Genomic DNA, 13,331 nt, shown 5'->3' with positions numbered 1-13,331 from the left:
CCGTCTGAGTATAAAGCAATTATTACCCGTTTATTTCTTTACCTGCCTCATTTCTTTGAGTCCTCAACCTCTTGCAATATTGAGGTATATTCTTGAAAAATGGACTGCAGGTCTATGATAGCCAGTATATCCACAATCCCGAGAGCTGCAATAACTTTCCCGTCTTTTGAGCGAATGGGAGCAACAACCACATGTTTTCCCCTGTATACGCCTTCTGTAGGAACTTCGTGGATAACTTCATTTGTTTTCAATACTTTTTCGAGCACAGGTCCTGTGTAGTCCCTATCAAGGATTTCCCCTTTTTCCAGGCGAAGCCCTTTTCGCTTGAGGCTGCGAATTGTCGTAGGGAGTCCGGTGACCGAGTGTACTGCGATTGCTATTGCCTCAAGGTCTTCAGGCCCTGAGTCTTCTGAGATAGATAGGGTAGTAATCTTTTTCACCCCCGTGAATAACTGGAGACCGGGCAGAACAAAAAGTAGGGCTTCTCACGAATGAAAAGTTGAATCCCACTTTCCGGTCATATTTACAATATATTTTTTCAAAGAATATATACTCACTCCTCATTTTCAAGGGCTCTTATGAATGCCTGCTTATGCAGTTCCCCTGATTCATGGATTCCTCCAAAGTCGCCACGTGCCGCTCTGCAGGGGTAATGCTGGATATACAGTCCAGCTCTTGGAGGCGCATCCTTTATCTCCATTCCAACTATTTCTTTCGCCATATGCCAGGTACTCCCGCATGGAGCCCCCTTTATTACCTTGACGTCGGCAATCTTTCCGTCTTTTGTCTTTACCTCCAGAATAGGAGACCCAAAGAGATCCGTAAACGGCTTATTGAAAGCATTGGGCTCAAGACTGCAGCAGATTTCATCTACTTCTATATCCATGCCTGAAGCTTCAGAGATCTTTTTGAGTTCGGGAACTGAAGCTCTGGACGGCCCACCCGGAACTATAAGGGTACGCACACCAGCTTCTGCCGCAAGCTTTGCAATTGCTGATGTCAGATCCGGATGCAGTGAGTAAGTAATTATGATCTCGGCAGAGAAAATTTGCCTATCGAAATTAAGGGCATCGAGAAATTCATCAGGCTCTTCGATAAATACAGGCACGAACTCAGGAAGGTCTGCAGTCACGATTGAGAAATCACTATGCTCTTTGATAGTTTCAATCAGACGGTGCCCGTATTTGCCCCGCGTGATAACTCCTATTACAGTCATTACTCTAAGTTAATTTTAATATTGCATAAATAGATGCTTATTTTTATCTGAATTATGCTGTGACTCGACACCTATACATTGAGTTAAAACCTTACCATGAAACTGGGAAGTCTGTAGATTATAAATACAGATAAAGCATTTCACTAAAAGTCTCTTAAAGAAAAAAGACGGTATTTATGAGAGGGAAACTGATCACACTTGAGGGCATTGACGGCTCGGGCAAAAGTACGATTGCGGGAAAGCTTCAGGAAAACCCTGCTATTAAGGTTTTTGAACCTGTGTTTACCAGAGAGCCTACGAGAGGCACTCTGACTGGAAATGCTGTGGAAAAAGCCATTCAGTCGAATACTGACCAGCTTGCCGAGCTCTTCCTTTTTACAGCTGACCATGCCGAGCATCTGGCCAAAATTGTAAAGCCTGCGCTTGAGAATGGAAAAGTTGTAATTTCTGACCGCTATTCTGATAGCCGATACGCTTACCAGGGCATAACCCTGAAAACTCACCTGGAAAACCCTCTTGAATGGGTAAAGAATCTGCACCGGGACTGGACTATCGTTCCGGATGTAACTTTTCTTTTTGATATCAGGCCTGAAGTCTCAATTCAGCGATGTGGAAAACGAGGAGAGCAAAGCAAGTTCGAAAAAATTGAATTTCTACGGAGAGTCAGGGAGATTTTCCTCAGGCTTGCGACAGAGGAGCCTGAACGTTTCATTATAATCGATGCTTCCCGTTCCCCTGAATACATAGAAAAGGAAGTAGCCGAAAAAATTCTGGAGTTCCTTAGCAGGAACTGACCAGATAGATTGAACCGGAAGATTGAGCCCGAAATATCCTGTTAGAGCCCATTATCGTCAGCGAATTTGATCAGAGCTTCCCCTAGCATTCTTACATGGGCAGGGTTAAGGTTAAACCTGGATTTTTTCATGCCTCCCCTTTCCTTTGCGAGCTCGACATACTCCTTCTCAAAGCGGTCGCTGTGTGCAAGGGAGATCGTCATATACCAGCCTCCCCCCATTTTGATTTCCACATATCCGTCTCCGCTTTTCTCCTCAATGTTTTCTTCAATATTCTCTTCAGATATATTCTTCTTTACCATACTATAACCTCATAATCTCCTGGTTTTAAGTGAGATCTGCTGTTCGAATACAAAGACCAAAAATACCCGATTATATACAAGACATATAAGGGCTGAAATAAAAAGTATTTCCGATAAGAATTATTTTTTATTATTTGGTCTAAGTCCTGAACTCAATACAGCTTGTGGAACCAATCCTGAATGAATGGCGGTTGCAACCAAGGCTCCTTTTATCCCAAGTTCTTCAAGAATAAAAAGGTCCTCCATATCCTTGACTCCTCCTGCAAGAAGTACATTATGGCTGGAGCATTTAACGAGTTTCCGGAGGAAATCAGGATCAAACCCTGAGGCTGTTCCAACCCTGTCAAGATCAAGGAAGATAAGATCTTTTAAGGGAAAGCTATTTAACAGCTTTACGATCTCAAAAGGTGACTCTGGAAGCTTTGGGTCCTTTTTCAAGACTTTGCCATGCTTTATGTCAATACTGACACTGATCTTTCCGGGGTTTCCAGAGGCTGCGTCCTTTATTGTCGAAAGCGTACCTGTCTCTGTACCTATTACAGCAGTCCCTGCAATGGAAAGAGCTTTATCTACATCCTGTAGAGACGAGATCCCGAAATCAAGCATTGTGTCTGCTCTTAAACTTACTTCCCGTATTACTCCGGTGTTTGTTTCGAGAGGCCCTTTACTCTGGAGTACGTTAAGGTCGGCAATGTAAACTTCCCTGGGATGCAGGAATTCAACTATATCTACAGGGTCCGAGTTGCTGCATACATTACTTGAATCTGAAACCGGGCGGTAGTTTTCCCTGTTACCGCCCTTTGCAAGGACTACGCTACGGTTAAATATATCCATCACAAGAATTACTCGGAACATACTTATTCAATAGCTGCATCATCCTATAAAAAAGCATAAAATAAAGTGTATTGTATAAAAAGAACAATATTAATGGAAGATTCTAATTCGATGTTTAGTTAGAGGATTTTTATGAAACTGCTTGTAAGTCCAATCAATAGAGAGGAGGCAATTATTGCTTCCAGAGGCGGCGCAGACATTGTGGATGTCAAAAACCCCAAAGAAGGTTCCCTTGGTGCGAATTTCCCGTGGATAATAAGGGATGTAAAAGAAGCTGTAGAAGGCAGACAGCCTATAAGCGCAACCATAGGAGATTTTAATTACAAACCGGGAACTGCTTCCCTTGCAGCATTAGGAGCAGCGGTTGCAGGAGCAGATTACATTAAAGTTGGCCTTTACGATATCCAGACTGAAGATCAGGCTTTTGAGCTTCTGACAAAAATAACACGGGCTGTAAAGGATTATGACTCGACAAAAAAAGTTGTTGCCTCGGGGTACTCGGATTACAAGCGTATCAACTCAATTTCTCCATTATTGCTTCCTTCAATTGCCGCAGAAGCCGGGGTAGATGTAGTAATGGTTGATACAGCAATCAAGGATGGGAAATCAACTTTTGAGTTCATGGATGAGAAAGAACTTAAAAAATTTACCGACCTTGCCCATGAGTACGGGCTTGAAAACGCAATTGCAGGTTCTCTAAAATTTGAGGATCTTCCGATACTTGAGAGGATAGGACCGGATATTATTGGCGTCCGGGGCATGGTCTGCGGAGGAGACAGAAGAACTGCAATCCGGCAGGAACTGGTAGAGAAACTCGTAGCCGAATGCCAGGCTTGAGAAATCCTTTCTGGTATATAACTTAAAGTTGTGCCGGCAGGTCATCAGGCAAGCCGGCCGCAAAATAATTAATTAGTTAGTAACTATATTTAGTCTGATGTTAATATTTGGACATATTGGAATTACTCTGGGAATTTTCTACCTCCTGAACCGCCTATCTTCAAAAAATAACTTCATGGCATATTTTCCGTGGATTGCATTTGGGGCGCTTCTTCCAGATTTTATTGATAAACCCCTCGGCAGGATAATTCTTTTTGACACTATAGGAAGTGGACGTATCTTTGCCCATACTTTACTTTTTGGCTTTCTGCTGGTTCTGGTAGGGTATTATCTGTATAACCGGGATAAACCTGAATTCTTGGTTATTTCAGGGGCATCCTTTTGCCACCTTCTTGAAGATGAGATGTGGAATTACCCAAGAGCATTTCTCTGGCCTCTTCTTGGTTGGGAATTTCCGAAAGATACGATTTCAGGGAGTTTTATGGAGTATCTGATGATAGTTCTCAGTAGAGCGTACGACCCACGATATACAGAAGTTTTTATCTCAGAAATTATAGGTTTGCTTATAATTGTATTTCTTACTGGCAAGTATATTCAAGAGAAAATAAAAGAGAAATCGGTATTATAATAAATAGAAAAAAGTAGAGTTTAACCTCGAGATAGGAGGAGTATCTTTAAAAAAAGAATGAGGACCCTAATTCTAAAGCTGATGTTGCTCTCTTTAAAAAACCTGATTCTAGGGAGAAACAGAGGAAGAGAGGAGTTTATGGGATATGCTCATAGATTTCTATATTAAGGGAATCATATATCTTGTGAACTGGATAATCGGGCTGGACCTTGAGTGAGTTTTCGCCGGTAGGAGCCGATGTTTTATCAGACCTCTGTGCCCTGGCAATAAAAGCATCCGAGAAGGTTGTCTCTACAACATAGAAAGGTTCGTTTTCTGGTACTTTTTTTACAGATATATCATTTTCAAGATCGTTCCTGGAGGTATAATGGGGTTTTTGAGAGCCTTTGTCAGCCGGGCTCGAGCTACTGCTAAGTATGCCTGGCTGGGTGGGGTTTCCTTCCTCCATATCTGGAGAGGACATAATGTACGGATAGGTTTCTTTCACTCCGGATAGCCATTGAATTCCTTCTGCTTCATTCTGCGAAATTGCTTCAGAAACTCCACCTGCATACGGTGAACTGAAACATGTAAAGAATCCTACTGTCCAGAGAAGACAGAGAACCAGGACTGCAGAGCCAAGACCAAGAGTATACCCTTTTCTCAGAAAAATAATGTAAAGGGAATATCCCAGCAAAGGAATTTGAGCAAAAATAATGAAGCTCAAGTTTGCAAACCTATCTGGGGGGTACGGAACAAAGGGATTTAAGAGGAAAGCGAGCTCCAGGAAGAAGGTTGCTATATAGAGCGCCAGGAAACGGGGATACCTGCGAACAAAATGGTGGCAAAATCTTCTACGATTCTGCCATACAATTATAGAATTGATCAGAATCAAAATTAAAGGAATATAGTACTTGCCGTAATAGAGATTTAAGATATATACGAACTCGAAAAACCCGTTATCCATCCCTGGTATTGTGGAAAGTCCCGCAGCTATTAGTAGTTTAGCGCGGAAGACAATGTCAGAAATAAAGGTATCAAAGAACTGGGAAGCATATTTTGCAAATATCAGAAAGCTTCCCGAGGCAACTGATAGGAAGATGAATACGGGTATTTTTTTTCCTGCAGATTGGGAAACACGAGGGGAAAGGAAGTTAAGACTCAAGATTTTACGGAGAAATCCGGATTTCAGAATCTTGCCTGAGAAGGTAAGGAGCAGGGAGAAACAGGCAAGATATGCAAAAATAAAGGGATGGGCTAAAGGAATCAAAGGCATCATAAAAAGAAGGCAGACAGCCATTGCCAGATTCTTATTCGAGAGTGCACTTCTCAGCACAAAAAGGTAGAGGGGCACCAGGCAAAAAGTCAGGTAACAGGAGGCTGCCGAAGTCTGGAAATGCCCGAAATAAGGAATCATCGAGGAAAGAAAGGCTACCAGAACTAGTTTTTCCCTGCTCATAAAAAGCCGATAAAACAGGAACATTCCAGTAATAAATAGGATTGAAAAAAATACTGGTAAAAAGTAGGAGAGTGCTGGCGTTTCGAGACCTGTGATCTGAGTCAAGGTTGAAACTAGTAGAGGTCCCGTAGGAGAAAGACTGGAGAAGCTTGAAAGGTCACAACGCGGACTCTGTCCTGCAAGTCCTATGTATGAGAACTCCTCTCCTCTTCCTATTGAAACATAACCAAGCATGTAAGGTGTGATAAGTACTGCAGTGTGAACGAGAAACAATATGAGAACTGCACTCATTTTTCTGTATGCAAGGAGCAGAACACAGGCTGAAAGGTAACAAAGGAGCAGGGTAAGGTAAAAGTGGAAAGGAAGCTGCTCATAGATATTAGCTGTATATCCTTCAGGCTGAATTCCTCTGAGAGTAAATATGTTGTAAACCAGTAATAACAGAGAAATCGAGGCTATGAGATTCAATATGTTATTGGTGATTTTAGACAATGTGTCCCCCATCCTTTTTGAAAGTTACAGAGTCCAGTTTCCGCACCTTAATATGGACTATCCCTGAGACTGTGGTTCCACCCTTGAAGAGTTTACATTCACAGACAGCAACAAGTCCAAAAACTATCATTCATAAGATTTTACTTATTTCTCCTCTTTCTTGTTTTCCTCAACTCAATCGGCCCAACGAATAATTAATGGTTGTGCCCTGAATGCAGTTTGATATACCTGCCTCTACCTAATTAATGTTTTCATGAGTTAGAAATTTTCAATAATTAAGGGTTTTCAGGTACTGTCTTCAATCTAGAAATTCCAGTATTTCTATATCAATATTATTTTGAAGTCAAACAACAGACAAAAATCGAGGATCTTGTCCACCTGATTGACTATTAAAATTTGGGATTATCAGAGTAATATTTTGTAATACGAAAAATGTGTGGACGAATTTGTTGAAGATTTGCTGACAAGAGAATATATGGCTGATGGTCTTCACGGAGATATGCAACAAAGCAAAGGGATATTGTCATATCTGATTCAGAAGGAGCGAAATTGAAGTTCTGGTAACAACTGATGATATCGAATAAAGTAAGTTCAGCGATCTACAAAAATTAAGATTAAAGCCCAAAGAGTTCCTTCAATCAGTGACGTTAAAGTAATCAGAGCAAATATGCTTTTAAGAATATTAAAGAAATTGTCGATGCAGGGCATGTGAGAGGGTGTAGCAGCTTGGTTGAAAAACTCATTGAAGAAGGGTGTATTTCTGTTATGTTGCTATTGCTTTGTTAAAAATGGCGCTTGAGAATGAGTAAAGAAATGCCAGCAAGAGGTTAATGCTCACAACACACGATAGAGTGAATTCCTCTCCCATTAATTTCCGAATTAAAGGGCAATGAATCAGAAGGGACTTCTGTCATGATCTGCCAGTTTAGAGGAACCCAGGATAACCTCTAGACTATCTTATTCCTGGATAATCCCTCAAGCACAACTTTTCGATACTTTTCAAACTTTTCAAAATATGACGAATTCTACGTTCTACAAGTTTTCCTTTCATGCACCAGTAAAATGGCCTGTTATTACCTACTGAAGGGAATTTAGTACAGGAAATGTCAAGTGGGTGGAAATAGAAAATAGTATGACCTCTTTTCAAGCTCTGAATAAGCCCATTCAATACTAGAGGAGCGCCCAGGAAGCGAAGTACCGGGCCTCCAGATGCCGGAATTTTCAGTCCATTCTGATAATAGGCCCAGGGGAACTCAATAAAGTTTCTGTCATTGCCTGCTTCAAGTCCGCGTTCTACAGGATAGTAAGGAAAAGAAGAAACTGTTTTAAGGGGTGAATCAGTTTTATTATAAAGAGAATTTACGGATACTGATGAGTCATACTTGAACCCGATGCGTTCCAGTGAATCCAGCATCCAGCCACCTACAAGGGCGTTTGGTGCCCTGTAGCCTACTACTTTTTCCCCACTGATTTTTTCCAGATTTCTTTTTGCAAGTAATGTTTTCTGTTCAAACTCCTCGGTACTCATTAATGGCTTCTTCGTTTCAGGATCGATTTTGCAGGCGTGATGTAGCCCGTGACATGCAATTTCATGTCCTCTTTCAACAATTGACTCTATAAGTCCAGGATAGTGCTCTACAGTATCCGCAACTACAAAGAAAGTAGCAGTTATATTGAATTCCTCGAGAATATTCAGAGTCCTTTTTGTAGGTTCAGTTAGGAAATCATATTGACCTTCCCATTTATCAAAGAACTCATTTACACTCCTGTAAACAGCATAAGGAGAACTGCAGACTGAAGGAATATGATACCAATCCTCAATATCCACTGTAACCGAAAAAGTACCCTTCATAAGACCCCCCCGTGCTACCAAATACGCTCATAGTGGCATAATAAATTCTTAACCTGTACTGAAATTACATTAGATTGGAGATTGTACAAATACAACTGGCTAAAATATTTATCATTTAAAGGTGGGTCATCAGAATATAAAAATTTTATTAGTATTTCGGTTAAAATCAAAAATATAAACGTAAGCCTGAGCACTTACTTTGCTTTTAACAGTGTAAACTTAATTTAGACCTAGCGAATAATAAATAGATATAAATACAGGATCTTAGTGCAGATTGTCTTTCTGATTAAGCCTATCCCAAAACCAAAATTGAGTCCCCTGATCTCAAATCCCCAATAACCAATAAAGTTTCCAGTCACGAAATTTGTTCTGGAGATTCTTATTGATGTGAGAGATAATTTTGGTTTTGGGATCACCTCATTGTATAAACCGGAGAATGTAACCAGTAACAGCAGAGATCGCGATATTTATGGATCCAATCCAGAGGAAATTGGTTTACATCCATAACTTTTTAACCATTATTTGAACCAATTGAAGAAACTTTAAGACATAAACTTTTTGTACACTGCCGCAGTCAATGAGTATCGTCTTTGCATTTCCCAGAGGCTTTAAGAAAAAGAAAATGGTAAAAGTTTACTTCAGTTAACAGTACAGCTCATCAAATTATATCGGAACGCTAGCCTATCCCGAAGTTAAATGGATAATACTCCCTGCAGATAGCTTTTCTCACGTCTGGAGATTTATAACTAAAAAAGTACAGGGATAAAAATGAACGGAAAAGATCTGAGACATAGATGGCAAAACAGGAAAAAAACCGGGATCTATTTTGCAATTTTAATTTTTTTGGTTGCAATGGGAATAACCGCCCTTTCCACTACATCACCCAATAAAACTGTTTATATTGCTACCGATGGGAGAGGAGATTTCAATTGTGATGGAAGTGATGATCAGGTAGAAATAAATAAAGCTCTTGCATATGTTGCAGAAAACCCTCAGTTCACAACCGTTCATCTGAAGGGTCCTAATACATATATCATCTCAGACAGTATTTTAATTGGAAATGATACCATTCTGGAAGGAGACCCTACAGCCATAATTAAACTTAAAGATGAGGCTGACTGGCCAAGGAATAAGCCCCTGATTACACAGATGGACAGAGCAGGAAGCTACAACATCACCATAAAAGGATTTGAAATCAACGGAAACCATAACAAAAATCTAGACAAAAAGAGAGGAGAAGGATATTACAATCTGATCCATTTCTTGAATTCCAGCAACATTCAGGTTCACTCCATGTATATGCATAACGGGCATGGAGATGGACTGAAGATAGAAAGAAGTTCGAATATCCAGTTTTACGATAACCGGGTTTATAAACTGGGGCATGATGGGCTTTATGCCATTGAATGCCAGAATGTAGAAGCCTGGAATAACACAATAACCTGCAGAACTAACAGCGCCCTTAGAGTCTGGAACTCAAACCATGTAAAGCTCCATGATAATCTAATTGACTCCTTCTATCACTGGAGTGCAGGCGGGCCTGGAATCCAGATTCAGAAAACAACAGGCGTGATGAATGATATAGAGGTGTGCAATAATACAATCCATCACACATACGGGCCCGGGATCTGGCTGTTAGGCTATGGCAATTCTTATCCCAGGGAAGAAGCACAGGATGTGTACATTCATCACAATATATTTTACAGCACAGGTACAAACCCAAGTATAGATTGGGTAGGTGGTATAGTAGCGAGTGGTTTTTATGACACTCGCATTGAAAATAATGTGTTTGATGGCGCATATCATGCTGCAGTTACCCATATGTATCCTACAGGTTATTCTATCGATCTTTCACCCCAGGACACAGGATATACAACAATTGTCCGCAATAATATTATTGTAAATACCCTGCCACGTACAAAAGAACCGAGCGGAACAGGGTACGGAGTTATTAATTATCTGCCCGGAACACATACTTTTGTGCTGGAGAATAACTGCCTTTACAATAATAAAGCAGGCAACTATAAAAACTGCACATCAACAACTGATATATATGCTGATCCTCTCTTTGCAAATCAGAAAGATCACGATTACCACTTGAAATCAACAGGCGGAAGATGGAACGGAAAAACCTGGGTAAAAGATATTGTAAGTTCTCCCTGCATTGATGCCGGTTATCTAGGTTCTGACTATTCAAAGGAGCCCAGGAATAATGGAGGGAGGATCAACATAGGCAGGTACGGAAATACCGAATATGCTTCTATTTCAGGCGATATTCCTGGATATGTTGTATGGTGGAACCAGATATTTTCACCACAATGGAAGAATTTAAGGTTCCTGTTGAGAACTATTTTTTATTCTTTTTCAATATAATATTAAAACGCCTTAAACCTGCCTTTTAACAAAATCACTTACTGGAATAGGAAAGAGTCAAAGTAAGTGATTTAACTTTAATTTATTAGCAATCATTAGAATTAGTGGCTCTCTTTGGCAATCTGCGTAGCAGTGGCTATAATGTCGTCTGTTCATGTTGCTTACTAAAATACTTATAGATGTTCATTTATAATTCAATCTGGGGATTCAATATTTGATAAAAATAACCATACTTAATGAATTAAAGTGGAGGGTTAATGCCCTATATAAGGGAACTAATTTCTGGCAGTCAGGAACCTGAAGAAGTTAATAAAGTTGTTTATACATGCAGTAGTGTCCTTGGGGATCTGTTGCAATTCTCGAGACTCGAGCAGCGAAAAGAATGAATGTATTTTCGAGTCTATCTCATTTGCAAACTTAACAGGTAACCTTTTTTAATCTTAAAGAGTTATAGTTTAATGTATTGGGGATTTAATATGAACGGAAAAAGGCGAATGTATAAGTGGGGAGATAGAAAAAAATTACTACTTTTTAGTATAATTTTTATTTCTCTAATTGCAGGTGTGACCATCACTTTATCCACCCCATCTGATACAGTAGTTCGTGTTTCTACCAATGGAAGTGGGGACTTTAATTGTGATGGAAGTGACGACCAGGTAGAGATAAACAAAGCTCTTGCATATGTTGCGGAAAATCCAGAGTTTACAACCGTTCATTTGGAAGGACCTAATACTTACGTTATTTCGGACAGTATCTATATAGGGAGTAATACCATTCTTGAGGGAGATCCTACAGCTGTGATTAAGCTTGAGGATAATGTAGGTTGGCCGGAAGGAAAGCCTTTGATTACGCAAATGGACAGTGCCGGAAATCATGACATTACCATAAGAGGGTTTGAGATTGATGGAAATCATGATAACAACGATGGGAAAAGCAGGGGCAAAGGATATCATAATCTGATTAATTTCCTTAATTGTGAGAATATAAAGGTTCACGACATGTACATGCATGACAGTCATGGGGATGGGCTTAAGGTCGTAAAATGTTCAGATATTCAGTTTTACAATAATCGGGTTTATAAGTTAGGGCATGATGCTCTCTATGCCATCTATTCCTCAAATGTAGAAGCCTGGAACAATAAAATAACATGTAGAACAAACAGTGGCTTAAGAATTTACAATACAAATCACGTAAAGTTCCATAACAATATTATCGACTCCGAAGGAGAAGGAGGGGCAGGGATTGAAATCCAGAAGATCGGTCCATCAACTGTGATGAATGATATTGAGATCTGCAATAACCTGCTATACGAGACAAATGCGGCAGGTATCTGGATTACAGGTTACGGAAACGGATATTCTAAAGACTCTGCAAGAGATATCTATATCCATCACAATAAATTTTATAAAACCGGAATTAACCGTGGTGCAGACTGGGCAGGAGGAATAGTGCTTAACGGTTTTCAAAACACTTTGATAGAGAACAATAAATTCGAAGGATGCTACGGCGCTGCTATTGCCCATAAACAGGTTACTAAAGAATTTTTGGCTCCGGGCTCAGGATATACAACTATCGTGAGAAATAATATAATAATTAATACACAGCCAAGTCCTGCAGCCGGAGAAGGATATGCTGTATACAATCAGCTGAGAGATACCCATTCATTTATCCTAGAAAATAATTGCCTTTCCAATAATGCAGGTGGGAATTATCTTGGTGCAAATTCTACCTCAGATATCGAGGCTGACTCTGAACTTGCGGCGAAGTTGAGCAAAAATGAGTCCTTAGGAGAGGATTTCCCCTGGAGTGAAGCTATGTCTGCCGGACCGCAGACGCCTTATGAGATAGATGAAAGTGGAGTCCAGACAGGACAGGAAGAAGAGTTTGAATCTAGCCTTAAAAGAGCCTTTTCAGAATTTCTAAGATTTCTTAAAAGATTTTTTTTAAACCTTTCACTGCAGTCCGATGAAGCGGAAAATCTTAAAATTGCATTACCATTTGTCATTTCTGACAACAGGTTAAGGCAAGAGGCTCCTAACATGACTTTCAGTGAAAGTGAATATATTGACATAGGAAAGAAACCTGATGGGGGCATTTACAGGGGCGTTATAATCTTTGAGTTGAGTTCATTCAATCAAACTGACCAGATCGAAGGAGCAACACTGTCTTTATTCCGGTGCTACCCGGAGAATCAAATGAGACCAAAGGATACTGTACTGGAAATATATAGACCTGTGGAATGGTGCAAAGAACATGTTACGTGGCAGCAAAGAGAAACCAACATTCCCTGGAAAAATTCAGGAGGAGACTGGTATGACAGGAATGGAGTCTTCCAGGGCAGCACCCCATACGCTGCAATAACTATCAGTGGAGATGAAACCCCTGGCAACCGCTACATTGAACTGGACGTAACAGACCTTGTTCAGGAATATATAAGCGGTAAGTACAAAAATACAGGTTTCCTTATTAAAGCCCGAGAGGAAGATGAAAACTATATTGCTTTCTACAGTACCAACTGGCAAAACAAAAACCAGAGACCCAAACTCACTATAGAGTATACCTGAA

General features: G+C 40.2%; 12 protein-coding genes. 5 read left to right on the top strand and 7 right to left on the bottom strand.

What is annotated here, in order from left to right:
* Positions 1 to 47 precede the first annotated feature (47 nt).
* On the bottom strand, positions 48 to 431 hold the full coding sequence (locus AOB57_RS07730) for a DUF2111 domain-containing protein (protein ID WP_167829671.1): 384 nt from the start codon (positions 429 to 431) through the stop codon (positions 48 to 50).
* A gap of 122 nt (positions 432 to 553) precedes the next feature.
* Positions 554 to 1,216, bottom strand: coding sequence for a DUF166 domain-containing protein (locus AOB57_RS07725; protein WP_054299645.1), 663 nt, complete (start codon positions 1,214 to 1,216; stop codon positions 554 to 556).
* A 176-nt stretch (positions 1,217 to 1,392) separates the two neighbouring features.
* On the opposite strand from AOB57_RS07725, the gene tmk reads away from it, so the two are divergent.
* Positions 1,393 to 2,010, top strand: coding sequence for a dTMP kinase (tmk, locus tag AOB57_RS07720; RefSeq protein WP_054299646.1), 618 nt, complete (start codon positions 1,393 to 1,395; stop codon positions 2,008 to 2,010).
* 41 nt (positions 2,011 to 2,051) lie between these two features.
* On the opposite strand, the gene AOB57_RS07715 is transcribed toward tmk, so the two are convergent.
* Together AOB57_RS07715 and AOB57_RS07710 are read right to left on the bottom strand one after the other, a co-directional pair.
* Positions 2,052 to 2,312, bottom strand: coding sequence for a hypothetical protein (locus AOB57_RS07715; RefSeq protein ID WP_054299647.1), 261 nt, complete (start codon positions 2,310 to 2,312; stop codon positions 2,052 to 2,054).
* Positions 2,313 to 2,432: 120 nt separating this feature from the next.
* Entirely contained in the window at positions 2,433 to 3,167 is a 735-nt protein-coding gene (locus AOB57_RS07710; RefSeq protein ID WP_054299648.1) for a HisA/HisF-related TIM barrel protein, read from the bottom strand.
* A 111-nt stretch (positions 3,168 to 3,278) separates the two neighbouring features.
* On the opposite strand from AOB57_RS07710, the gene AOB57_RS07705 reads away from it, so the two are divergent.
* Together AOB57_RS07705 and AOB57_RS07700 are read left to right on the top strand one after the other, a co-directional pair.
* The gene (locus AOB57_RS07705) at positions 3,279 to 3,983 is read left to right on the top strand and encodes a (5-formylfuran-3-yl)methyl phosphate synthase (RefSeq protein WP_054299649.1); all 705 of its coding nucleotides are present in this window, start codon (positions 3,279 to 3,281) and stop codon (positions 3,981 to 3,983) included.
* A gap of 97 nt (positions 3,984 to 4,080) precedes the next feature.
* Positions 4,081 to 4,611 (top strand): metal-dependent hydrolase, encoded by a 531-nt coding sequence (locus tag AOB57_RS07700; RefSeq protein WP_054299650.1) that lies wholly within the window; start codon positions 4,081 to 4,083, stop codon positions 4,609 to 4,611.
* A gap of 136 nt (positions 4,612 to 4,747) precedes the next feature.
* On the opposite strand, the gene AOB57_RS07695 is transcribed toward AOB57_RS07700, so the two are convergent.
* The 3 genes from AOB57_RS07695 to AOB57_RS07685 form a co-directional block, all read right to left on the bottom strand.
* Entirely contained in the window at positions 4,748 to 6,541 is a 1,794-nt protein-coding gene (locus AOB57_RS07695) for a hypothetical protein (RefSeq protein ID WP_054299651.1), read from the bottom strand.
* Positions 6,534 to 6,671 (bottom strand): hypothetical protein, encoded by a 138-nt coding sequence (locus AOB57_RS07690; RefSeq protein WP_167829577.1) that lies wholly within the window; start codon positions 6,669 to 6,671, stop codon positions 6,534 to 6,536. The genes AOB57_RS07695 and AOB57_RS07690 overlap by 8 nt, the downstream gene beginning before the upstream one ends.
* Positions 6,672 to 7,493: 822 nt before the next feature.
* Positions 7,494 to 8,393: a polysaccharide deacetylase family protein gene (locus AOB57_RS07685; RefSeq protein ID WP_054299652.1), complete on the bottom strand. Its 900-nt coding sequence runs from the start codon at positions 8,391 to 8,393 to the stop codon at positions 7,494 to 7,496.
* 768 nt (positions 8,394 to 9,161) lie between these two features.
* Here AOB57_RS07685 and AOB57_RS07680 point away from each other — a divergent pair.
* Positions 9,162 to 10,766, top strand: a complete 1,605-nt coding sequence (locus AOB57_RS07680; RefSeq protein ID WP_054299653.1) for a right-handed parallel beta-helix repeat-containing protein — start codon at positions 9,162 to 9,164, stop codon at positions 10,764 to 10,766.
* A gap of 476 nt (positions 10,767 to 11,242) precedes the next feature.
* Complete coding sequence (locus AOB57_RS07675; protein WP_054299654.1) at positions 11,243 to 13,330, top strand: disaggregatase related repeat-containing protein; 2,088 nt, start codon at positions 11,243 to 11,245, stop codon at positions 13,328 to 13,330.
* The last annotated feature ends 1 nt before the right edge of the window (position 13,331 follow it).

It is taken from the genome of Methanosarcina flavescens (assembly GCF_001304615.2).
GTDB lineage: Archaea > Halobacteriota > Methanosarcinia > Methanosarcinales > Methanosarcinaceae > Methanosarcina > Methanosarcina flavescens.
This window is presented reverse-complemented; position numbering and strand designations above follow the sequence as displayed.

Coding starts and splice junctions, on each gene's coding strand:
- AOB57_RS07725 (WP_054299645.1), bottom strand. CDS start 1,216: ATGACTGTAATAGGAGTTATCACGCGGGGCAAATACGGGCACCGTCTG.
- tmk (WP_054299646.1), top strand. CDS start 1,393: ATGAGAGGGAAACTGATCACACTTGAGGGCATTGACGGCTCGGGCAAA.
- AOB57_RS07715 (WP_054299647.1), bottom strand. CDS start 2,312: ATGGTAAAGAAGAATATATCTGAAGAGAATATTGAAGAAAACATTGAG.
- AOB57_RS07710 (WP_054299648.1), bottom strand. CDS start 3,167: ATGTTCCGAGTAATTCTTGTGATGGATATATTTAACCGTAGCGTAGTC.
- AOB57_RS07705 (WP_054299649.1), top strand. CDS start 3,279: ATGAAACTGCTTGTAAGTCCAATCAATAGAGAGGAGGCAATTATTGCT.
- AOB57_RS07700 (WP_054299650.1), top strand. CDS start 4,081: ATGTTAATATTTGGACATATTGGAATTACTCTGGGAATTTTCTACCTC.
- AOB57_RS07690 (WP_167829577.1), bottom strand. CDS start 6,671: ATGATAGTTTTTGGACTTGTTGCTGTCTGTGAATGTAAACTCTTCAAG.
- AOB57_RS07685 (WP_054299652.1), bottom strand. CDS start 8,393: ATGAAGGGTACTTTTTCGGTTACAGTGGATATTGAGGATTGGTATCAT.
- AOB57_RS07680 (WP_054299653.1), top strand. CDS start 9,162: ATGAACGGAAAAGATCTGAGACATAGATGGCAAAACAGGAAAAAAACC.
- AOB57_RS07675 (WP_054299654.1), top strand. CDS start 11,243: ATGAACGGAAAAAGGCGAATGTATAAGTGGGGAGATAGAAAAAAATTA.